Raw genomic sequence first — 21,275 nt, 5'->3', positions numbered from 1 at the left:
CATGTCGAATGTAGCGATACGGGATCTGAAGATTACGCTGGGTGGCAATACCGTGATCGAATCCCTGAATCTGGATGTGAAGGCGGGCGAATTCGTGGTGCTGCTGGGGCCTTCGGGCTGCGGCAAATCGACGCTGCTGCATAGCATCGCTGGCCTGATCGATACCAGCGGCGGCCAGATCGAAATCGGCGGCAAGGATATGACCTGGGCCGACCCCAAGGACCGCGGCATTGCGCTGGTGTTCCAGTCGTATGCGCTGTATCCCACCATGGATGTGGAAGCCAATATGTCGTTCGGCCTGCGCATCAATGGCACGCCCAAGGCGGAAATTGCCCGCCGCGTGGCGCGTGCCTCGGACATGCTGCAACTGGGGCCGCTACTGAAACGCAAACCGGCCCATCTGTCGGGCGGCCAGCGTCAGCGCGTGGCGATAGGCCGCGCCATCGTGCGCGAAGCCGATGTGATGCTGTTCGACGAACCGCTGTCGAATCTCGATGCCAAGCTGCGCACGGAACTGCGGCGCGAACTCAAGCAGCTGCACAAGCAGCTGGGCGCCACCATGATCTATGTGACCCACGATCAGGTGGAAGCCATGACGCTGGCGCAGCGCATGGCCGTGATGAAGGGCGGCGTGGTGCAGCAGTTCGACACGCCGGACAATATCTACAGCCGTCCCGCCAATCTGTTCGTGGCGACCTTCCTCGGTTCGCCCGGCATGAATCTGTTCAAAGGCAGCCTGTCGGTGCAGGGCGGGCAGGTGCTGTTCCGAAACGAGCACCTGACGCTGGACGTTTCGGCTTATCCGTTCGCGCAGGTGGCTGCGGATGGTCAGGCGTGCGTGCTGGGCGTGCGGCCCGAAGATATCGATATCGGCAACCGCGCTGGCGCCAGCAAGCCGGCAAGCGGTGTGGTGACCCTGATCGAAGCCATGGGCGCGCATCGCGTGGTGTGGCTGGATCTGCATGGCACGCCGGTGGCCGGTATCGTGCAGGACGGTCTGGCGGTGGAAAGCGAACAGGCGATGGCGTTTGCCATTCGCAGCCAGCGCATCTCGCTGTTCGACGCCAGCAGCGAGCAGCGCCTTTAATTGGCTGCCGGCGTAGTTATGCTGTGGCCGGGCGGAGGCGCCAGCGTTGCCCGCATCGATACGCTGATCGGGTATGCACGCACGATCTCGTGGCCGGTGCCATAGCACAGGTTGAGCAGCCAGCGCACGGCATTGCGGGTGACTTCCTGCATGGGGATGTGCACGGAGGTCAGTGCGGGCACGCTGTATTCCGCCGTGTAGTCATCGTCATAACCGATCACGGAAACCTGCTGCGGCACGCTGATGCCGCGCTGGTGCAGGCAGGCGAGGGCGCCCACGGCCATTTCGTCATTGGCGCAGAACAGGCCGGTAAAGTTCCCGCCCTGCTCGAGCAAGCGCGCTGCCGCGCCATAGCCGCTATCACGCGAGAAATCGCCATCGACCTGACGCACACTGCTGCGAGCGATGCCTAGCTTTTCCAGCTGCGCATAGAAACCGCTGATGCGCTCGATATTGTCGAAAGCGGTGGCAGGACCGGCAATGACGGCAATCTGCCGGTGGCCCGCTTCGATCAGCGCCTGTGCCGCCAGCTCGCCGCCACGGTAGTGATCGGGGCAGAAGCCCGTCTCGGGTGCGCTAGGGTTGCGCCGGTTGAGGAAGGCTATTCTGGGCTGCTTCTTGTATAGCACCAGCATGTCTTCTTCGCGCAGGTCATGCGCCAGCACCACGATGCCGTCGCAATCGCGCTCGATCAGAAAATTGACGGCCTCAATGGTTTCTTCGCGCCGGTCGCCCTCGCCACAGCCGGTGGCTACCACCACATGGCGGCGGATGGCGCGCAGTTCGATATCGGTCTGCTGCAAAATGGTGCCGTAGTAGGCGCCGAAGAAGGAGGGCGTGTAGATGCCTATCATGCCCAGCGATTTGCTGGACAGCGAGCGGCCTATCGACGAGGGGCGGAAGTTGAGCTGCTCGACGGCGGCCTGCACTTTTTTCAGGGCGGCGGGCGACACGGGGCCGGCGCCGCTGATCGCGCGCGAGGCGGTGGACATGCCCACGCCCGCAAGGGCTGCGACGTCTTTTAGCGTTGCCACAAAATCTACACTCCATTCATTGTTGCCGCAGCATTTGCGGGGCTGCGGCCGGAGCGCCATCCTATCACGGCGCACTATGAAGAATGGGTTATAATGCTCGATTGCTCGACATTTTCACGCGTTTTTCACGCCCGCTTTCGACACCCGCATTCAACATCTATCATGCAATCGCAATCTCTCTCCCGTAACAAGCCTGCCGGCGACACCGGCAGCACCAGTGGCGCCGCGCCCAAAGTCGGTTTTGTTTCGCTGGGCTGCCCTAAAGCTCTGGTGGACTCCGAACAGATACTGACCCAGCTGCGCGCGGAAGGCTATGAAACGGCCAAGTCCTACGATGGCGCCGATCTGGTCATCGTCAATACCTGCGGTTTCATCGACGCCGCCGTGCAGGAATCGCTCGATGCGATCGGCGAGGCACTGGCGGAAAACGGCAAGGTGATCGTTACCGGCTGTCTGGGCGCGAAGAAGGATGCGTCGGGCGACGACATCATCATGAAAGTGCACCCGAAAGTGCTGGCTGTGACCGGCCCGCATGCGCTGGCGGAAGTGATGGACTCGGTCCACACCCACCTGCCCAAGCCGCACGAGCCTTTCCTCGATCTGATTCCGGCACAGGGCGTGAAGCTGACGCCCAAGCACTACGCCTACCTGAAAATTTCCGAAGGCTGCAACCACCGCTGCAGCTTCTGCATTATCCCGTCCATGCGCGGCGATCTGGTGTCGCGTCCGATAGCGGACCTGATGCTGGAGGCAGAAAACCTGTTCAAATCGGGCGTGAAAGAACTGCTGGTGATTTCGCAGGACACTTCGGCCTACGGCGTTGACGTGAAGTTCCGTACCGGCTTCTGGAATGGCCGCCCGATCAAGACCCATATGACCCAGCTGACCGAAGCACTGGGCGAGCTGGCCAAATCGTATGGCGCATGGATACGTCTGCACTATGTGTACCCGTACCCGCACGTGGACCAGATCATCCCGATGATGGGTGACGGCCATATTCTGCCTTATCTCGACATTCCTATGCAGCACGCCCATCCGGAAGTGCTCAAGCGCATGAAGCGTCCGGCCAGCGGCGAGAAAAATCTCGACCGCATTCAGGCATGGCGCAAAATGAATCCGGACCTGACCATCCGTTCCACCTTCATCGCCGGTTTCCCGGGCGAGACGGAAGCCGAATTCGAATACCTGCTGGACTTCCTCAAGGAAGCCCAGATCGACCGCCTCGGCTGCTTCGCCTATTCGCCGGTGGAAGGCGCAACGGCGAACGAACTGGCTAACCCGGTGCCGGAAGAAGTGCGCGAAGAGCGCCGTGGCCGCGTGATGCTGCTGCAGGAAGAAATCTCGCGCAACCGCCTGAAAGCCAAGGTCGGCAAGACCGTGCGCGTGCTGATCGACGAGATCAACCGCACCGGCGGCGTAGGCCGTACCAGCGCCGATGCACCGGAAATCGATGGCGTGGTGTACGTCAAGCCACCGTTCGAGCCGCACAAAAAACTCGCGGTAGGCCAGTTTGTCGACGTGAAAATCACCACGTCCGACGCGCACGACCTGTGGGGCGAGGCGCAATAAGCGATTCAAATCTATAATGAAGGCGGACCAGATATGGACCGCCTTTTTTTTCGTCCGAGCTTACTCATCATGACACTTAAAAAATCCCAGCAGACTGCCATCGTTCATCCCGATTACCGTGCACCGGAAGGCTTTGCTGCTTTCCCTGCCGTGATCCACCATGCTTCCACGGTGCTGTTCAAGAACGTGGCCGCCATGCGCTCGGGCGAATGGAAGGACAAGAACGCCTATACCTACGGCCTGCACGGCACGCCGACAACCTTTACGCTGGAAGCGCGGCTGGCCGAAATCGAAGGCGGCAATTACTGCCTGCTGGCGCCTAGCGGTCTGGCCGCCATCGCCATGGTCGATCTGGGCCTGCTGCGCAGCGGCGACGACGTGCTGCTGCCCGATAACGTCTACAACCCCAACCGCGAACTGGGACGCTGGCTGTCGGCTGACTACGGCATTACGGCGCGCTACTACGATCCGCTGATCGGCGCCGGCATCGCCCAACTGATACAGCCGAATACCCGTCTGATCTGGACCGAGGCGCCCGGTTCCGTGTCGATGGAAGTGCCGGACCTGCCAGCGATCTGCCAGGCTGCGCACGCGCGCGGCGTGGTGGTGGCGCTCGACAATACCTGGTCGGCCGGACTGGCGCTGCGCGGCTTCGATCTGGGCGTGGACATCATCATGCAGGCGCTGACCAAATACCAGTCCGGCGGCTCGGATGTGCTGATGGGCGCCGTCATTACGCGCGACCGCGCGCTGCACGACAAGATCGCCGGTGCGCACATGCGCCTTGGCATGGGCGTGGGAGCCGATGATGCCTTCCTCGTGTCGCGCGGCCTGCCCACCATGCGTCTGCGCTTCGAAGCGCACGACGCGGCTGCGCGCAAGCTGGCGGCGTGGTTGCAGGCTCGCCCTGAAATTTCGAAAGTGCTGCATCCGGCCTTCACCGATTGCCCCGGTCACGAATTCTGGAAGCGCGATTTCACTGGCGCGGGCGGCCTGTTCTCGGTGATCTTCGACGAGCAGTACACGGAAGCCCAGACCGACCGCTTCATCGATGCGCTACAGCTGTTCAAGATAGGCTATAGCTGGGGTGGCGCCAACAGTCTGGTCATGCCTTACCGCATACAGACCATGCGCAAGGACTGGCCGAACAAGGGCCAGCTGGTACGCTTCAATGTGGGACTGGAAGACGTGCACGACCTGATTGCCGATATCGAACAGGCGCTGGAGGTGCTGCAATGAGCCGCTACTGGAGCGATGTCGTCCACGCGCTGACGCCTTACACACCGGGCGAACAGGTGCAGATGCCGGGTCTGATCAAACTGAACACCAACGAAAATCCGTATCCGCCATCGCCGCTGGCCATTGCTGCCATGCAGGCGGCAGCAGGCGAACAGCTGCGCAAGTATTCCGATCCGTCGAATGCGGCGCTCAAGGACACGCTGGCGGCACATTTCGGCCTGCGGCGCGAGCAGGTATTTGTGGGGAATAGCTCGGACGAAGTGCTGGCCCATACTTTCCATGCGCTGCTCAAGCATGAGCTTCCGCTGCTGAGCCCCGATATCAGCTACAGCTTCTACCCGACTTATTGCAGCCTGTATGGCATACGCAATGTGCAAGTGCCGCTCAATGCGCAGTTCGAGATCGACATTGCCGATTATGCGCAGCCTTGCGGCGCCATTATCATCGCCAACCCGAATGCGCCAACCGGCATTGCCGTGCCGCTGGCAAAGATCGTAGCGCTGCTGCAGGCGCACCCCGATCAGGTGGTGGTGATCGACGAAGCATATGTGGACTTTGGCGGCGAGAGCGCTGCAGCGCTGGTGGACCGCTATGAAAATCTGCTGGTCATCCAGACGCTGTCGAAATCGCGTTCGCTGGCTGGCTTGCGGGTGGGCTTTGCGCTTGGCCACACCGATCTGATCGCCGGGCTGGAACGGGTGAAGAACAGCTTCAACTGCTATCCGCTGGGGCAGGTAGCGCAGGCAGGCGCCGTGGCGGCGATCCAGGACGTAGCGTACACGCGCCAGACATCGGCAGCCATCATCGCTACTCGCGCGTGGCTGACGCAGCAGATGCAGGAGCTGGGCTTCAAGGTGCTGCCATCCGCCGCCAACTTCATTTTCGCCCGCCATCCGTCGCATGATGCCGCCACGCTGGCAGCAGGCTTGCGCGAACGTGCCATCCTTGTGCGCCATTTCAGGCAGGCCCGTATCGACCAGTTCCTGCGCATTTCCATCGGCACGGACGAGGAATGCATGCAGCTGGTGGCCGCACTGAAATCGCTACTGTGAAATCCCTGCTGTGAAGGACGTGAGCATGACTGGCAAAGTGGCAGTGCTGTTTGTCTGCATGGGGAATATCTGCCGTTCACCCACGGCGGAAGGCGTATTCCGTCAGCGCGTGGAAGCGGCTGGTCTGGCCCACCTGATAGCCATCGATTCGGCGGGCACGCACGGCTACCACGTTGGCGAGCAGCCCGATCCCCGTTCCATGGAGTTTGCCCTCAAACGCGGCTATGACCTGTCCAGCCAGCGTTCGCGCAAGGTGAAGCCCGGCGATTTCGCGCTATTCGATTATGTGCTGGCAATGGATCAGCACAATCTGGGTCTGCTGGAGGCGGCTTGTCCGCCCGAGCATCGCCATAAACTGGGTCTGTTCATGCAGCACGCCCGCCGTAGCGGGGCGCTGGAAGTGCCCGATCCCTATTATGGTGGCGGGCGCGGCTTCGATCTGGTGCTCGACTATATCGAAGACGCCTCCGACGGCTTGCTGGAACTGCTGCGCAGTCGCTCAGGCTAGGCTGCGGATCTAAGCGTTAGTAATGCTGCGGGATCAGGCCAGCAAGGGCAGAATGCCGTCCAGACCGACGAAGTTTAGCGCCACGCTGGCCTGTTCGCGCACTACCGGCTTGGCGCGGAAGGCCACGGACATGCCGGAAATGCTCATCATCTTGAGATCGTTGGCGCCGTCGCCCATGACGATGGCCTGAGCAGGACTGATGCCCAGTTCGGCGCATACGCGCTCCACGGTACGCTGCTTTTCTTCCGCATCGACGATGCCGCCTATGACGTTGCCGGTCAGGCGCCCATCGACGATTTCCAGTTCATTGGCGTGGGTGTAGTCCAGCCCCAGACGCTGTTTCAGCCGTGCCGTGAAGAAGGTAAAGCCGCCCGATACCAGCAGGGTTTTCAGGCCAGCCTGCTGTACTGCCTTGAGCATGCTTTCCGCGCCGGGCGACAGTTGCAAACGTTCTTCGTAGACGCGTTCCAGCGCCGAGGCCTCTAGGCCTTTCAGCAGGGCCACGCGGCGTTTCAGACTGGCGGAAAAATCCAGTTCGCCGCGCATGGCCGCTTCGGTGATTTCCGATACCTGCGCTTTCAGGCCCTGCATGTCGGCGATTTCGTCTATGCATTCGATGGTGATCAGGGTGGAATCCATGTCCATTGCGACTAGCTTGAAGTCGCTCATCTTGCGCTGTCCAGCGTCATAGCTGACATCGACCTTGGCGGCCAGTGCTGCAACGGCCAGGCTCTGGCGCTGGCCGTCGGCTAGCGGCACGCCTTCGCAGCGCAGCGCCGTGTCGCTGAGCCAGCGGCTGCTGGCCGGCGCTAGCTGTGCTGCCAGCTGTTGCAGTTGCGCTTTGCAGTCGCCCAGACCTTGCAGCACCAGATTTGTCATTGTGTTTTCCGTATTCATAAAGGTGGTTCGATAGCGGCGGGACAATGCCGGATTAGCTGGTCAGCTGCTTGATGGCGCCCTTGATCTGGGCCACGCGCGTGGCCAGATCCGGCATGGAAGCAGTGATCTTCAGCTTGTCCTGTCCGTTCAGTTTGATCTGGCGGTTCTTCTGTATCAGTTCTATGATGCGCATCGGGTCGATGGGCGGCTTGGCCATGAACTGCAGATTGGCCGCTTCGGTGTGGGCATCGATTTTAATGATGCCCACGGTCTTGGCGGCGATGCGCAGACGGTGGGTTTCGATCAGGGCCTTGACGGCATCGGGCAGTTTGCCGAAGCGGTCGATCAGTTCTTCCTGCATGTCGTCGATTTTGTCTTGGGCATTGCAGTTGGCCATACGCTTGTAGATGGACAGGCGTTCGTGCACGTCGCCGCAGAAGTCTGCGGGTAGCAGGGCAGGCACGTGCAGATTGATTTCGGTGGTGCTCGATAGCGGCGCCGCCAGATCGGGCTCTTTGCCCGCCTTGAGGGAACGCACGGCTTCGTTGAGCATATCGGAATACAGCTGGAAGCCGATTTCCGTCATTTCGCCGGACTGGTTATCACCCAGCACTTCACCCGCGCCACGGATCTCCAGATCGTGCATGGCCAGATAGAAGCCGCTGCCCAGTTCTTCCATCTGCTGGATGGCGTCGAGGCGGCGCTGCGACTGTTTGCTCAGCGCGCCAACGTCGTTCACCAGCAGATAGGCGTAAGCCTGATGGTGCGAGCGGCCCACGCGGCCACGCAGCTGGTGCAGCTGCGCCAGGCCGAATTTGTCGGCGCGGTGCATGATGATGGTGTTGGCGGTGGGGACGTCGATACCGGTTTCGATAATCGTGGTACATAGCAGGATGTTGTAGCGCTGCGCCACGAAGTCGCGCATGACTTTTTCCAGATCGCGCTCATGCATCTGGCCGTGCGCCACGGCGATGCGCGCCTCCGGCAGCAGCTCGGTCAGCATGGCCAGCCGGTTCTGGATGGTTTCTACCTCGTTGTGCAGGAAGTACACCTGCCCGCCGCGTTTGAGTTCGCGCAGGCAGGCTTCGCGGATAATCGACTCGCCTTCGCTACGCACAAAGGTCTTGATAGCGAGGCGCTTCTGCGGCGCGGTAGCGATCACGGAGAAGTCGCGCAGGCCTTCCAGCGCCATGCCCAGCGTGCGCGGAATCGGCGTTGCCGTCAGCGTCAGCACATCGACTTCGGCGCGCAGCGACTTGAGCGCTTCTTTCTGGCGCACGCCGAAACGGTGTTCCTCGTCGATGATGACCAGACCGAGGCGGGTGAACTTCACATCGTCCGACAATAACTTGTGCGTGCCGATGACGATGTCGAGCGTGCCGTCGGCCATGCCTTTGATCGCCTGACTGATCTCCTTGCCGGTGCGGAAGCGCGACATTTCCGCGATCTTCACGGGCCAGTCGGCAAAGCGGTCGGCAAAGGTCTGGGCGTGCTGTTCGGCCAGCAGGGTGGTCGGTGCGAGGATGGCAACCTGCTTGCCGCCCATCACGGCGATGAAGGCAGCACGCAGCGCCACTTCGGTTTTGCCGAAGCCCACGTCGCCGCACACCAACCGGTCCATCGGCTTACCGGAAGTCATATCGCGCAGGACGTTGTTAATGGCTTCCTGCTGATCCGGCGTTTCGTCAAAGCCGAAACTGTCGGCAAAGCGCTCGTAATCGTGCGCCGAATATTCGAAGGCGTGGCCCTGACGCAGTGCGCGGCGGGCGTACAGGTTGAGCAGTTCGGCAGCCGTATCGCGCACCTGCTCGGCGGCCTTGCGCTTGGCTTTTTCCCACTGTCCCGAGCCCAGCGAGTGCAGCGGAGCATCGTCCGGCGAGGCGCCCGAATAGCGCGAAATCACATGCAGTTGCGATACCGGCACATACAGCTTGGTGTCCTTGGCATATTCCAGATGCAGGAATTCGGTTTCGCCTTCGCCCAGGTCCATGCTGGTCAGGCCCATGTAGCGGCCAATACCGTGGTTGATGTGCACTACCGGATCACCGATCTTCAGCTCCGACAGATCGCGCACCATGGATTCCACCTGCGTGACGGCTTCCTGCTTCTTCTTGCCCACGCGGCGGCCGGAACCTGCATACAGCTCGGTTTCGGTGATGAAGATCAGGTGCTCGTCCGGTGTGGACAGCTCGAAGCCGGCGTGCAGGGGCGCCACGCCCAGCATCAGCCTGGCGCTGGAAGTAATGAAGCCTTCGTAGCCTTCCGCTGCGGCCAGCGTCAGATCGTATTCGGTGAAGTACTGCTGCAGCGTCTCGCGCCGGCCATTCGATTCGGCGCAGATCATCACGCGGCGGCCCGCCTGCAGCAGGTAGGCGCGCAGATTGGTCAGCGGATCTTCGCTATGGCGGTTGACGGCGATGTTGGGCACTGGTGCCGACAGCTCGGAGGCGCCTGCATCGGCGTCGCGGCTGATAACGAGGCGGCCATACGGCTTGGCCAGCACGAAGAACTGTTCATCCGACAGGAACAGTGATTCCGGCGGCAGGATAGGCCGCTCGCGGTCGGCTTTCAGGAAGCGGTAGCGCGAGCCGGTATCGGTCCAGAAGCGCAGGATGGCGGCATTGATGTCGCCCACCAGTGCCAGCGTAGCACCTTGCGGCAGATAGTCGAACAGGGTGGCGGTCTGCTCGAAGAACAGCGGCAGATAATATTCGATGCCGGCCGATGCAATGCCTGAGCTGATGTCCTTGTACACCACCGAGCGCGAAGGATCGCCTTCGAACTGCTCGCGCCAGCGGCTGCGGAAGGTGGTGCGGGCTGCTTCGTCCATGGGGAATTCGCGCCCCGGCAGCAGCCGAACTTCCTGTACCGGATACAGCGAGCGCTGGGTGTCGGCATCAAAGGTGCGGATGGTTTCGATGGTATCGCCGAACAGGTCCAGCCGGTAGGGCAGGGCCGAGCCCATGGGGAACAGGTCGATCAGGCCGCCCCGTACCGAGTATTCGCCGGGCGACATCACCTGCGTGACGTGGGTGTAGCCAGCCAGCGTGAGCTGGGTTTTCAGGCGCGCTTCATCGAGCGACTCGCCCTTCTTGAAGAAGAAGGTGTAGGCAGCAAGGAAGGAGGGCGGCGCCATGCGCACCAGTGCCGTAGTAGCTGGCACCAGCATGACATCGCACTGGCCGCTGGAGATTTCGTGCAGCGTGGCCAGCCTCTCGGATACCAGATCCTGGTGCGGCGAGAAGGCGTCGTAGGGCAGGGTCTCCCAGTCCGGCAGCAGGTGACAGCGTAGCTGGCTGCCGCCAAACCATGGAATTTCATCGAGCAGGCGCTGGCCGTCGCTGGCGCTGGCCACGATCACGGCCAGCATCTGGCCCTGTGCTTTGAGTTCGAGCGCAGTTTGCGCTAGTGCGTAGGCGTCCGACGAGCCATGCAGCGCTGGCAGGGCGTAACGGTTGCCGGGTTTGGGGATGGAATTTTTTAAGACCAGAGACACAACGCAGCTTCACTGTTAAGGCGCATCGCCAGAGTGGCGATGCCGCTGCCAGCATTATAGACCAAGCCCCGCCAGCCCGTTATGGTGCAGCGCTGCGGTTGGCTACGCCAAACGGTATGTGCACCATGGGAATGGTGCCGCCAGCCGATTTCAGGTGGCTGAGCTGGTCGTCAAAGAAGATGTGGGGCTTGAGGATGGACAGCACCCGGGCTTTCTCCATGCCGCCGAGGAAAAAGGTTTCGTTGGCGGAGACGCCCCAGCTTTTCAGTGTGGTCACCACCCGCTCGTGTGCGGGCGCGCTGCGCGCCGTGATGATGGCAATGCGCAGGATCTTGCGGTAGGACGGATCGCGCCGCTGGGCTTCTTCCTCCAGCCGCTGCATCATGGACAGCTTCTGGAACAGATCGGCCAGCGGGCCGGGCTGGTGCGGTACCGCCACGCGTTCGCGCTCGTGAGCGTGGAACTCGTCCACATTGTTATTGCGTTTGAAGACGGTTTCCGACTCGTCATCGGCAATCACGCCGTCAAAGTCGAAGGCCACGCGTAATTCGTTGTCGTTGTCATCGTCCTCGATGCGGGAAGGCAGCACCAGTCCGGCCGGAAAATTGGCGGCCAGTGCATTGCGCACATCTTCTTCATGCGCCGTGAGGAATAGCGAGGTATTGAAGGCGGGCAAATAGGTGTAGGGCGAATTGCCCGTGACAAAGCAGGCGCGCGAGATATCCAGCCCGTAGTGGGCGATGGAGTGCATGACGCGCAAGCCGGTTTCCGGCGAATTGCGCGAAAGCAGCACGACTTCGACCGGTGCTTCACCGGCGAAATGCTGGTTGATGCTGAGAAAGCGGCGGATGAATGGGAAGGCGACACCCTTGTCCAGCACTACGTCATGCTGTTCTTCCTGATACTTCCGGTAACTTTCTTCGCCTTCTTCCAGAAAAATTTTGTGTGATGCACTCAAGTCAAACAGCGCGCTGGAAGCGATACCGATGACAAGCTTGTTTTCGATGGGATAGGCCATGGCGACTGGGCTGGTTGCAATACCTACTACTTTACCGCATTGCCAATTCCTGCGCTGATTTTGCAGACTGGTATGAAACTGGTAGTTAATTTAAATAAATTTTTATTGTCAGGATGGTTATTTCTATTGTTTTGGAGATATAATTCTTCCCATGCAGTCGGGTTCTAACCGTCTTTTTAGTCTTATTCGCTTAACATACTAATTACATACCAATTACATACCATGACCACTACTATTCTGTTGAAACGTGTTTTGCCACTGGTGTTGAGCATCGCAGCGATCGGTTCGGCCCAGGCGGCAGTGCCGAGCTTTGATCTGGGTGCAGCCAGTAATTACAGCGCCTACATCTATGGCAATGTCATCAAGGTCACCGACATCGAAGGCCGTCTGGCAGTTGGCGGCAACTTCAATGCCAGCGGCACTTCGATCGGCTATCGCGCGCCGTACGGCAGCACGGCTGCTGGTCTGGTAGTCGCTGGCAACGTCAACCTGCAGGGCGGCGATATCTACGCTGCCACCAAGAGTAATGTGGATACCACGGTAGGCTATGGCCCCATCACCAGTTTCCCGACCAATCCCTATGGCAAGGGCGTGTATGGCGGCAGCAATACCTCGTCGTCCTATCACAGTCTGACCAAGACGGATATCAGCAAGGTGACCGATTTCAACGCCACCCAAGCCAGTCTGACCGCGCTGTCCAATACGCTGGCCAAACAGGCCAGCAACGGTACCTCGGTGCAGGCGATCAACGGCGGCCTGTCGCTGGTGGGGAATGGCAAATCTGGCGTGGAGGTTTTCAATCTCACCACCAATAATCTGACCAACCTCACTCTTAGCAATGTTGCTAAAGACGCCACCGTACTGATCAACGTCATCGGCAGCGGCACGGTGACGTTCGGCGGCGGCCAGGGCGGCCAGCTGGAGGCTATGCGTAATCACGTGCTGTTCAACCTGAACGGTGCGAGCGGTGTACAGATTTCGACCTTTACCTGGGGTTCGATTCTGGCCAACACCGCCGATCTGACCGGTACCGGCCACCTCGAAGGCAGTATCGTGGCCAACTCGATCAGCAGCGCCGTGGAAGTGGGCTGGGAGCCCTTCAAGGGCTACGTTGCAGCGCCTGTGCCGGAGCCGGAAACCTATGCCATGCTGCTGGCCGGTCTGGGACTGGTGGGGGCAGTGGCGCGTCGCCGCCGCCACAAGTAATTTTTCGGGAAGGGCGTCCGACCCGACGCCGCTCAGGGCAGCACGCCGCGCCCTCAGTCACTGTTACAAAAATAGCTGCTACGGCAGCTATTTTTGTTTGTCCAGCACAGTTCTAATTGCCAGTACCCAATGCCTGAGTTACATTGAAACATCATCAGGACGGGAGCCGGCGTGCTTAGCTTCGACACACTGTTACTGGTTCAGGTTTGTACCACGGTGCTGACGACGGCATTGCTGGTTGCCTCTGCCTGCTACCGTGACAGCCCGCCTGAAATGCGCTGGTGGGCGACCGGCAATCTGGTGATTTCGGCCGGACTGGCGCTGACCAATCTGAATGGCATACCGCTGCTGCTGTGTGCTTTGCTTGGCTACAGCCTGATTGCGCTGGGCATAGGGCTGGTGCTGCATGGTGTGCGGGTCCACTGTGGCGATACGCTGGCGCTGGGCCAGATTCTGCTCATTACCCTGATTGCCCTGCTGGTCAGCGGCTATTTCACGCTGATCGAACCGAGTGTAAGAGGGCGGGTCGCCTTTAGCGGTTTCTATTTCGGTGCGCTCAACTGGATGTGCGGCTATGCGGCCGGACGCTATTCGCACGAGCGCGGCGTGCCTATCGCCGTGACGGGCTTCGGCCTGCTGGGCACAGCACTGGTGGTGCGCGGCATGCATCTGCTGATGCAGGAAGGTCCGGCTGATCTGTCCAGTTCGACCGTGCTGGGCATCACCATGCTGACCGTACCGCTGGCCCAGGTGTGCACCACGGTCGGGCTCATTCTGATGGTGATGTGGCGCTATGCCGAACGCCTGCGCCATCTGTCGAGCATCGACGCACTGACTGGGGCCATGAACCGGGCCGGGCTGGAAGATCAGGGTGGCCGGCTGGCGCTGCGGCTGCAAAGAGCGCGGCGCGAACTGGCCGTGCTGATGATAGACGTGGATCACTTCAAGCAGATCAATGACAGTTTTGGCCATGCAGCGGGCGACGAAGTGCTGCGCTGTCTGACGCGGCTGCTCAGGCAGGAACTGCGGCCCATGGATGTGCTGGCGCGCATAGGCGGCGAGGAGTTCGTGCTGGTGCTCGATGGGGTAGATCCGTCGGCGGCGCTGCGATTGGCCGAACGCCTGCGTGGCCGCATCGCCGACGAATCCGTCTCCTGCGATGGGGCTGTCGTCGGCTATACCGTCAGCATAGGCGTGGTGTCGTCATCGAAGGCGGGCTACGAACTGACGGCCCTGATGGCCGCAGGCGACCGGGCCATGTATGAAGCCAAGCGCAGCGGACGTAATCAGGTCTGTTCGGCCTGAGCACCGCCTTTTCATTTATTGTTCGTAGGCGCCCAGCCGTAGCTGTTCGGCCGGGCTGAAGCTGGCATCGCGCAGCTGCTGCATGGCGGCGCCATTGCTGCGGCCCTGATCCATCAGGGCACGGCGGCTGGTCTGATAGCTGGCGATGCGGCGCTGCCAGTCGGCTTCTTCCTTATCCAGTTCGGCTAGCCTGTCGGCGGCAGCAGGCGAGAAGGTGGCGGCGCGCAAGCGGTAGATTTCGTTGTCGCCGGCGCCGCGTTCACGTGCCTGCGCCACCGCCTGTTCCAGCGCCAGTACGCGGCCGGGGGCGGCACGTTCTTCGCGCTGGGCCGGCGTGAGCCGGGCATCGAGCGCCTGCCAGTGTTGCTGACGCTGCGCTTCGCTTAGCTTGCGGTCGCTGCTGATCTCCATGCGGGCGATGGCATCCTCGTCATAGGCGTCGCTGGTGCCGAACAGGGCGGCACTTTCCCCGGCGCTGAAATAGCTGCTGCGCGTATGCTGCATGGCTAGCAGACGCCGGCGCGCCGCCTCTACCGGATGGGTGCTGGCCGGCAGGGCAGCCTCGACGTCGGCCAGTGCCCGTTTGTAGCCCAGGTAGGCATCGAGCAGTCGCCATGCCTCGGCGACGGCCTTGCCCTGCAGGCGGCGCTCCAGTTCATGGCGGATTTCGGCGCGGATGGCCGCGAGCGGTTTTTCGCCCATCGCCGCCAGATAGTAATCGAACAGATAGACCAGTTCGGGCGTGAGCAGCAGCTGGTCCGGGCCCTGCTGGCGGAGCTGTCCATCGGGCCGTGTGCCGAGCATGGAGGGAACGAAGCTAAGCGGATCAGACTTGCTGGCCGTCGCCGGCGCTGCTGGCAGAGTAGGCTGACGCCAGCCGGCATACATGGCGATGCCGGCCGCGATGGTTAGGCACAGCAGGACGGTAGTGTTAGCCTTCGGCTTCATGCACACTCCCTACAGGCCCAGTCCCTGCAGCCGGTTGGCCTGCTGGCGGAACAGGGTGAGCGGGCTGGTTTCGAACAGATTGGTGATGCCGACCAGCTGGTTGACTTCATCCAGATGGTTGAGCGCATAGTCGTCGCGGATCACCCGGCCCAGATGGCTCGAGCAGCTGCTGACCAGTCCATCATTCTTGGCGCCGTTGAAGGCGATCGCCGTGAGCGCCAGCACCGGATCGCTGACGTCGAGCAGATTGGTGTAAGGCTGGGCGCCGCTCCACGAGAAGTAGTAGACGCCGTTGACCTGCTGCTCGCCTTCGCCACAGGCGCTGGCAGGCACGCCTTGCGGGTGGCGCTGGTTGAACGCCAGCGTGCCGGCAGTGCTGAGCGAGGTGGCGGCGGCTCTGGCGTTCTGCGGCAGCGTCGGGCTGCCGGACAGGAAGCTGATGAAGCCGGAGACGGCATTGGCCAGACTGTAGGTCACGTCAGGCACGGCGCCTATCAGCACGTCGGCCACGCGCGAGCCCTTGTTGACGCCGCCCACGCTGGTGACGGAGGCTACGAGGTCGGGCCGCACGGAGGCCACGTAGCGCGACGTGGGGCCGCCGTGGCTATGGCCGATCAGGTTGACTTTGCTGGCACCGGTGGCAGCCAGTATCTGTTTTACCTGTGTCAGCAACTGCTCGCCGCGCACTTCCGTGCTGTTGGCGGCGGAAACCTGCGTGATATATACCTGTGCGCCGCCGCTGCGCAGGGCCGATGCCACACCGTAGAAATAGTCGACCGGACCGATGTTGTCGAAGCCGAACAGACCATGGACCAGCACGATGGGATATCGGGTCTGGGTGTAGCCGGCGGCGCGGGCAGGGCTGCTGATCAGGGTGCAGGCGAGCAGACAGAAAGCCAGTAGCTGGCAGATGCGTTGTCTCATATGGGTCTCCGTAGATTTTTTATGGTCCGGCGCGTGGCCGGTGAGGAAAATGTAGCACCGCTCCGATGACCTTGCAGACCGCACACTAGGCCTGAGGAGCCAAAGTGCAGGGGGGCTGATAGCGCCCGATAGGCTGCGCTATAATCAAGGCAAAAAAACCACAATGCCTACAGCGAGAGATAGCGAGACAACCTTGCCAGCCCATTTCGACCTGCAACAATTTCAGGCCATGACGCCTCTGGATGGCAACAATATCTGGGCCTATCTGCTGGACCATAACGCCGAGCGGATTACGGTGAAGCGGCGCAAACCGGCACTGGAAAATATCGAGAAGATCTTCCGCGCCACCTTCAAGCTGGCCAACGAGGTGGGTTTCCGCACCATGAATCTGCGCGACCTGTGTCGGGAAACCGGCTTGTCCATGGGTGGCCTATACGGCTACATCAGCAGCAAGGACCAGCTGGCGGAAATGATAGAGGACGTGGTGCGCCACGCGACGCATGAAGTGCCGCGCATGTTCCATGATCTGAGCGATCCGCTCGACCGGCTGGAAGCGCTGGTGCGCGCGTCGATCTTCGTTTCCGAGATACTGCAGCCATGGTTCTATTTCGTCTTCATGGATTCGCGGGTATTGCAGACGGCCCAGCGCGCCACGGCCAAGGAGTCGGAGCTGTATGTGCAGGCGCTATTTGCCGGCATCATCAGCGAACTGCCGAACCGGCCCGAAGGCAGTCCCGAGCTGCTGGCCTCGCACATCATGGCCATGTTCCAGGACTGGTATGTCAAGCGCTGGAAGTACCGCGCGGCCGATATCGGCCCGGACCAGTTTGCCGAAAGCGCGGTGCGCCTGATGCGCGGCTATCTGCGCGGCTAGCCGGAGCGGCAGGCCGCGCAGGCTGGGCTGCGCGCTAGTCTAGTTAGTGGCTGGCGTAGCGGGCGGAGTCGGGGTAACGTTCTCGCCGCCGGGCGCCACATAGTCTTCCATGTCGAGCGAGTGGCGCGCAGCGTCGCCCATAAACTCGTCATACAGCCATTCGCCGTCCACCTGCGTCAGTCCGGCCGGCACCGGACGCTCCTGCGCCGGACGGTTCTGCAGGGCCACCCGCATGTAGTCTATCCAGATCGGCAAGGCCACGGTGGCGCCGAACTCCTTGCCGCCCAGCGATTTGGAATCGTCATAACCCATCCACGAAACGGCCACGATGCCGCCGCCATAGCCGGCGAACCAGCCATCGACGGCATCGCTGGAAGTGCCAGTTTTGCCCGCCAGATCGGGGCGGCCCAGTTTGGCGACGGCTGCGCCGGTGCCGCTGCGGGTTACCTGACGCATCATGCTATCGGCCACATAGGCATTGCGCGGATCGATCACGCGGGCATCATCCGGCAGCGTGGTGCGCGGCTTGGCTTCCGAGATGATCTTGCCGTCGCCATCGACGATCCTGGCGATGAAATAGGGTTCAACCGCGTAGCCGCCATTGGCAAACACGGAATAGGCACCTACCATCTGCGCCGGGGTCACCGAGCCCGTCCCCAGAGCCAGCGTCAGATTCTTGGGGTGCTTGGCCAGATCGAAGCCGAATTTGCCCAGATAGTTGTGGGCAAACGGCACGGTAATCGAGCGCAGGATGCGCACCGAAGCGACGTTTTTGGATTCGGCCAGCGCCGTGCGCATGGTGATGGGGCCATCGAACTTGCCGTCATCGTTTTTCGGGCTCCAGGCTTCGTTGCCGGTCTCCGCGCCGGTCAGGTCGAGCGGCGAGTCGTTGATGATAGTCGATGGATTGAAGCCTTTTTCCAGTGCCGCCGAATACACGAATGGCTTGATGGACGAACCGGGCTGGCGCCATGCCTGCGTAACGTGGTTAAACTTCTGCAGGTTGTAATCAAAACCGCCCACCATGGCGTGGTAGCCACCCGTAACGGAATCGATAGAAACAAATGCAGCCGCCACCTGCGGCACCTGCGTAACGATCCAGCCGCTCTTTTCCTGCATGATGCGGATTACTGCGCCCGGGCGCAGACGCACGCTGTCTTTGGCTTTATCGCTCAGGGCGCTGGTGACCAGACGCAGACCTTCGCCGCTGATAGTGATTTCTTCACCCGACGGATTCTGCACCTTGACGGCTTTCGGACTGGCGTCGAGCACCACGGCCGGAATCAGGCGGTCGCTGCTCGGGCGGCGTTGCAGCGCTTCCTCGATAGCGTCGTCGCGCTCTTCTTCATTGGCCGGCAGGTTGATGTAGGCTTCCGGACCGCGGTAGCCATGGCGCTGGTCGTAATTGAGCACGTTGCGGCGCACCGACTCGTAGGCAGCTATCTGGTCAGCCTTGAGGATGGTGGTGTAGACGCTGATGCCGCGGGTGTAGGACTCTTCCTTGAACTGGGCGTACACCACCTGACGGGCCAGTTCGGCCACATATTCGGCATGGGTTTCGAATTCCTGGCCACGGTGGCTGACATGCAGCGTGGTGTGCAGAGCTTTCTGGTACTGCTCTTCGGTGATGTAGTTCAGGTCGCGCATGGAACGCAGCACCACCTGCTGACGCTGTTTGGCGCGTTTCGGATTGGTGGCCGGATTGTGGTGGGCTGGATTCTTGGGCAGGCCCGCCAGCATGGCCATTTCGGCAATATTCAGGTCTTTCAGCGATTTGCCGAAATAGGTCTGGGCGGCGCTGCCGAAGCCGAACGAGCGCTGGCCCAGATAGATCTGGTTCATATACAGTTCCAGAATCTGGTCTTTGCTCAGGGCTGCTTCGATTTTAAAGGCCAGCATGACTTCATTGAGCTTGCGGCCATAGAATTTTTCCCGCGTGAGGAAGAAGTTACGCGCTACCTGCATGGTGATGGTGGAACCACCCTGACGCATGGCGCCGCCCAGATTGGCGCGTGCCGCGCCCAGTGCGCGCACCCAGTCGATGCCGTTATGGTCGTAGAAGCGCTTGTCCTCGATCGCCAGTATCGATTTCTTCATCATCTCCGGCATGTCCTTGATGGGGATGAAATCGCGGTGTTCTTCGCCGAATTCGCCTATCAGGGCGTTATCGGCGGTATAGATGCGCAGCGGGATCTTGGGGCGGTAGTCGGTGACAGCATCGAGCGATGGCAGGTTGGGCGCTACCACCAGCAGCATATAGGCGATCAGCAGTCCGGCGGCGATCAGGCCAGCTATGCCCGCGCCAATCGCAGCGCGGATGGCGTTACGGCGGGTCAGCCACTGGGAAAAATCGATGGAGGAAGTAGTCAAGGCAGGCACTCTCGGAGACATCGGTAGGCGCGATTATAGACTAAAGGGTGTGCGCCATCGGGAATAGGAAAATGGCGATTTTTGCAAATTAGAGGGCCGCAGTCTATGATGGCAGCAAGAATTGACGTAACGTAGCACTATTCGAGCTTAAACGTATCATCGGGGAAGACATGGCGGAACCGCAGCACACTCTCGATTGCGATCTATTGATAGTCGGAGGCGGCATCAATGGGGTTGGCATCGCGCGCGACGCGGCCGGTCGTGGTCTATCGGTGGTGCTGTGCGAAAAAGACGATCTGGCCTCCCATACTTCGTCCGCCTCGTCCAAGCTGATACACGGCGGGCTGCGTTACCTGGAATATTACGAGTTCAATCTGGTGCGCAAGGCGCTGATCGAGCGCGAAGTGCTGCTGCGCGCCGCGCCCCACATCATGTGGCCGCTGCGTTTCGTGATGCCCCATGCGGCAGGCCTGCGACCTAGCTGGATGATACGGGCAGGGCTCAAACTCTATGATCTGCTGGCCAAGCGCGAGCTGCTGCCGGCATCCTCGGCCATCAATCTGCGCTGCCATCCGGCCGGCCAGCCGCTGAAAGCCGAATTCCGTTGCGGTTACATCTATTCCGATGGCTGGGTGGACGATGCCCGGCTGGTGGTGCTTAACGCGATGGATGCGGAAGAGAAGGGCGCCATCATCCTGACCCAGACCCTGTGCAGCCGCCTGCAGCGTCAGGGCACCGGCTGGCAGGCCGACCTGCACAAGCAGGGCTGTGGCGATGTACGGGTGAACGCACGGTTCGTGGTCAATGCCGCCGGTCCGTGGACCGCGCAGGTGCTGCATGCGGCGGTGCCCAAAGAGGGCGGCGGCCATCTGCGCCTGATTAAAGGCAGCCATATCATCGTGCGCCGTATCTTCGAACACGAACATGCCTATATCTTCCAGCACCGGGATGGCCGTATCGTGTTTGCGATTCCGTATGAGCGCGAGTTTACGCTGATCGGCACCACCGACCTTGATTACCACGGCGATGCCGATCAGGTGACGATCAGTCCCGAGGAAATCGATTATCTTTGCAAGCTGGCCAGCGAGTATTTTGTCCGTCCCGTGCAGCCGGCCGATGTGGTGGCTACCTATTCCGGGGTACGTCCGCTGGTGGAGGATGGTGCCGACGCCAAAGCTGTCACGCGTGACTACCGGCTGGAAGTGGATGCCGATGGTGCGCCGCTGCTCAGTGTATTCGGCGGCAAAATCACTACCTACCGCAAGCTGGCCGAAGACGCCGTCGATCAGGTGGCCAAAGCGCTGGGCAATCGCCATGGCGCTTGGACGCACGATGCCTGCCTGCCCGGTGGCGACCTGTTTGGTGCCAGACCGCAGAACCGTTCGGTGCTGGAGTTCGATGGCTGGGTGCGCAGCTTACAGAATCAGTACGCGTGGCTACCGCCTTTGCTGGTGGCCCGCTACGCGCGCGCTTACGGCACCCGCACGCACACTCTGCTGGCGCAAAAGACGGCGCTGGAACAGATGGGCGAGGAAATTCTGCCGGGCCTGTACGCAGTAGAAGTGGAATATCTGCGTCGCTATGAATGGGCCCGCACGGCGCAGGATATTCTGTGGCGCCGCTCCAAACTGGCGCTGCACCTGCCGACGGACGCGGCGCAACGCCTGCAGGACTGGCTGCTGGCCCATCCGGTACAGTGTAAATAGGCGGTAGCGGGTCTGCGCCCGCGCCAAACAGAACGGCGCCTGTCCTTGCGGATCAGGCGC

16 protein-coding genes are annotated in these 21,275 nt (G+C 61.2%); 9 read left to right on the top strand and 7 right to left on the bottom strand.

Translation table 11 applies throughout. The annotated features are described in order from the left end of the window. The first annotated feature begins 1 nt into the window (after position 1). The gene (locus GTP27_RS11150; protein ID WP_202416692.1) at positions 2-1,087 is read left to right on the top strand and encodes an ABC transporter ATP-binding protein; all 1,086 of its coding nucleotides are present in this window, start codon (positions 2-4) and stop codon (positions 1,085-1,087) included. Here GTP27_RS11150 and GTP27_RS11145 read toward each other — a convergent pair. After that, complete coding sequence (locus GTP27_RS11145; protein WP_371865913.1) at positions 1,084-2,121, bottom strand: LacI family DNA-binding transcriptional regulator; 1,038 nt, start codon at positions 2,119-2,121, stop codon at positions 1,084-1,086. The two genes, GTP27_RS11150 and GTP27_RS11145, sit on opposite strands and share 4 nt — an antisense overlap. Before the next feature lie 162 nt (positions 2,122-2,283). On the opposite strand from GTP27_RS11145, the gene rimO reads away from it, so the two are divergent. The 4 genes from rimO to GTP27_RS11125 all read left to right on the top strand — a co-directional run bounded on the left by rimO (position 2,284) and on the right by GTP27_RS11125 (position 6,489). Then, entirely contained in the window at positions 2,284-3,690 is a 1,407-nt protein-coding gene (rimO, locus tag GTP27_RS11140) for a 30S ribosomal protein S12 methylthiotransferase RimO (protein ID WP_161039246.1), read from the top strand. Between the two features lie 69 nt (positions 3,691-3,759). After that, positions 3,760-4,929, top strand: a complete 1,170-nt coding sequence (locus tag GTP27_RS11135) for a cystathionine beta-lyase (protein ID WP_161039245.1) — start codon at positions 3,760-3,762, stop codon at positions 4,927-4,929. Then, on the top strand, positions 4,926-5,981 hold the full coding sequence (gene hisC / locus GTP27_RS11130) for a histidinol-phosphate transaminase (protein ID WP_161039244.1): 1,056 nt from the start codon (positions 4,926-4,928) through the stop codon (positions 5,979-5,981). Before GTP27_RS11135 ends, hisC begins: the two co-directional genes overlap by 4 nt. Positions 5,982-6,006: 25 nt before the next feature. Then, positions 6,007-6,489, top strand: a complete 483-nt coding sequence (locus tag GTP27_RS11125) for a low molecular weight protein-tyrosine-phosphatase (protein ID WP_161039243.1) — start codon at positions 6,007-6,009, stop codon at positions 6,487-6,489. 33 nt (positions 6,490-6,522) lie between these two features. Here GTP27_RS11125 and serB read toward each other — a convergent pair whose 3' ends face one another. The 3 genes from serB to GTP27_RS11110 form a co-directional block, all read right to left on the bottom strand. After that, complete coding sequence (serB, locus tag GTP27_RS11120) at positions 6,523-7,368, bottom strand: phosphoserine phosphatase SerB (RefSeq protein WP_371865912.1); 846 nt, start codon at positions 7,366-7,368, stop codon at positions 6,523-6,525. A gap of 52 nt (positions 7,369-7,420) precedes the next feature. Further along, complete coding sequence (mfd, locus tag GTP27_RS11115) at positions 7,421-10,864, bottom strand: transcription-repair coupling factor (protein WP_161039241.1); 3,444 nt, start codon at positions 10,862-10,864, stop codon at positions 7,421-7,423. Positions 10,865-10,943: 79 nt separating this feature from the next. Continuing rightward, a complete protein-coding gene (locus tag GTP27_RS11110; protein WP_161039240.1) occupies positions 10,944-11,882 on the bottom strand; it encodes a 5'-nucleotidase in 939 nt (312 codons plus the stop codon). A gap of 222 nt (positions 11,883-12,104) precedes the next feature. Between GTP27_RS11110 and GTP27_RS11105 the strand changes: the two genes are divergently transcribed. After that, positions 12,105-13,088: a choice-of-anchor A family protein gene (locus GTP27_RS11105; protein ID WP_161039239.1), complete on the top strand. Its 984-nt coding sequence runs from the start codon at positions 12,105-12,107 to the stop codon at positions 13,086-13,088. Positions 13,089-13,259: 171 nt separating this feature from the next. After that, positions 13,260-14,393, top strand: coding sequence for a GGDEF domain-containing protein (locus tag GTP27_RS11100; protein WP_371865911.1), 1,134 nt, complete (start codon positions 13,260-13,262; stop codon positions 14,391-14,393). A 15-nt stretch (positions 14,394-14,408) separates the two neighbouring features. On the opposite strand, the gene GTP27_RS11095 is transcribed toward GTP27_RS11100, so the two are convergent. Both GTP27_RS11095 and GTP27_RS11090 read right to left on the bottom strand, forming a co-directional pair. Further along, complete coding sequence (locus GTP27_RS11095; protein ID WP_161039238.1) at positions 14,409-15,341, bottom strand: lipase secretion chaperone; 933 nt, start codon at positions 15,339-15,341, stop codon at positions 14,409-14,411. 9 nt (positions 15,342-15,350) lie between these two features. Further along, a complete protein-coding gene (locus GTP27_RS11090; protein WP_161039237.1) occupies positions 15,351-16,265 on the bottom strand; it encodes a lipase family alpha/beta hydrolase in 915 nt (304 codons plus the stop codon). Positions 16,266-16,428: 163 nt separating this feature from the next. Between GTP27_RS11090 and GTP27_RS11085 the strand changes: the two genes are divergently transcribed. Further along, complete coding sequence (locus GTP27_RS11085) at positions 16,429-17,139, top strand: TetR/AcrR family transcriptional regulator (RefSeq protein ID WP_229633697.1); 711 nt, start codon at positions 16,429-16,431, stop codon at positions 17,137-17,139. Positions 17,140-17,178: 39 nt separating this feature from the next. Here GTP27_RS11085 and GTP27_RS11080 read toward each other — a convergent pair whose 3' ends face one another. Then, complete coding sequence (locus GTP27_RS11080; protein ID WP_161039236.1) at positions 17,179-19,530, bottom strand: penicillin-binding protein 1A; 2,352 nt, start codon at positions 19,528-19,530, stop codon at positions 17,179-17,181. 149 nt (positions 19,531-19,679) lie between these two features. Between GTP27_RS11080 and glpD the strand changes: the two genes are divergently transcribed. After that, a complete protein-coding gene (glpD, locus tag GTP27_RS11075) occupies positions 19,680-21,215 on the top strand; it encodes a glycerol-3-phosphate dehydrogenase (protein ID WP_161039235.1) in 1,536 nt (511 codons plus the stop codon). Positions 21,216-21,275: the final 60 nt, after the last annotated feature.

The organism is Duganella qianjiadongensis (assembly GCF_009857915.1).
GTDB classification, from domain to species: domain Bacteria; phylum Pseudomonadota; class Gammaproteobacteria; order Burkholderiales; family Burkholderiaceae_D; genus Rugamonas; species Rugamonas qianjiadongensis.
The sequence above is the reverse complement of the archived record's forward strand: the minus strand, read 5'-3'. Positions and strand labels throughout refer to the sequence as shown.

What these genes read in the sequence shown, in the direction of transcription:
- GTP27_RS11095 (WP_161039238.1), bottom strand. Translation starts at nt 15,341, where the DNA reads ATGAAGCCGAAGGCTAACACTACCGTCCTGCTGTGCCTAACCATCGCG.
- rimO (WP_161039246.1), top strand. Translation starts at nt 2,284, where the DNA reads ATGCAATCGCAATCTCTCTCCCGTAACAAGCCTGCCGGCGACACCGGC.
- hisC (WP_161039244.1), top strand. Translation starts at nt 4,926, where the DNA reads ATGAGCCGCTACTGGAGCGATGTCGTCCACGCGCTGACGCCTTACACA.
- GTP27_RS11090 (WP_161039237.1), bottom strand. Translation starts at nt 16,265, where the DNA reads ATGAGACAACGCATCTGCCAGCTACTGGCTTTCTGTCTGCTCGCCTGC.
- GTP27_RS11105 (WP_161039239.1), top strand. Translation starts at nt 12,105, where the DNA reads ATGACCACTACTATTCTGTTGAAACGTGTTTTGCCACTGGTGTTGAGC.
- GTP27_RS11135 (WP_161039245.1), top strand. Translation starts at nt 3,760, where the DNA reads ATGACACTTAAAAAATCCCAGCAGACTGCCATCGTTCATCCCGATTAC.
- GTP27_RS11125 (WP_161039243.1), top strand. Translation starts at nt 6,007, where the DNA reads ATGACTGGCAAAGTGGCAGTGCTGTTTGTCTGCATGGGGAATATCTGC.
- GTP27_RS11085 (WP_229633697.1), top strand. Translation starts at nt 16,429, where the DNA reads ATGCCTACAGCGAGAGATAGCGAGACAACCTTGCCAGCCCATTTCGAC.
- GTP27_RS11110 (WP_161039240.1), bottom strand. Translation starts at nt 11,882, where the DNA reads ATGGCCTATCCCATCGAAAACAAGCTTGTCATCGGTATCGCTTCCAGC.
- GTP27_RS11080 (WP_161039236.1), bottom strand. Translation starts at nt 19,530, where the DNA reads ATGTCTCCGAGAGTGCCTGCCTTGACTACTTCCTCCATCGATTTTTCC.
- serB (WP_371865912.1), bottom strand. Translation starts at nt 7,368, where the DNA reads ATGACAAATCTGGTGCTGCAAGGTCTGGGCGACTGCAAAGCGCAACTG.
- GTP27_RS11150 (WP_202416692.1), top strand. Translation starts at nt 2, where the DNA reads ATGTCGAATGTAGCGATACGGGATCTGAAGATTACGCTGGGTGGCAAT.
- glpD (WP_161039235.1), top strand. Translation starts at nt 19,680, where the DNA reads ATGGCGGAACCGCAGCACACTCTCGATTGCGATCTATTGATAGTCGGA.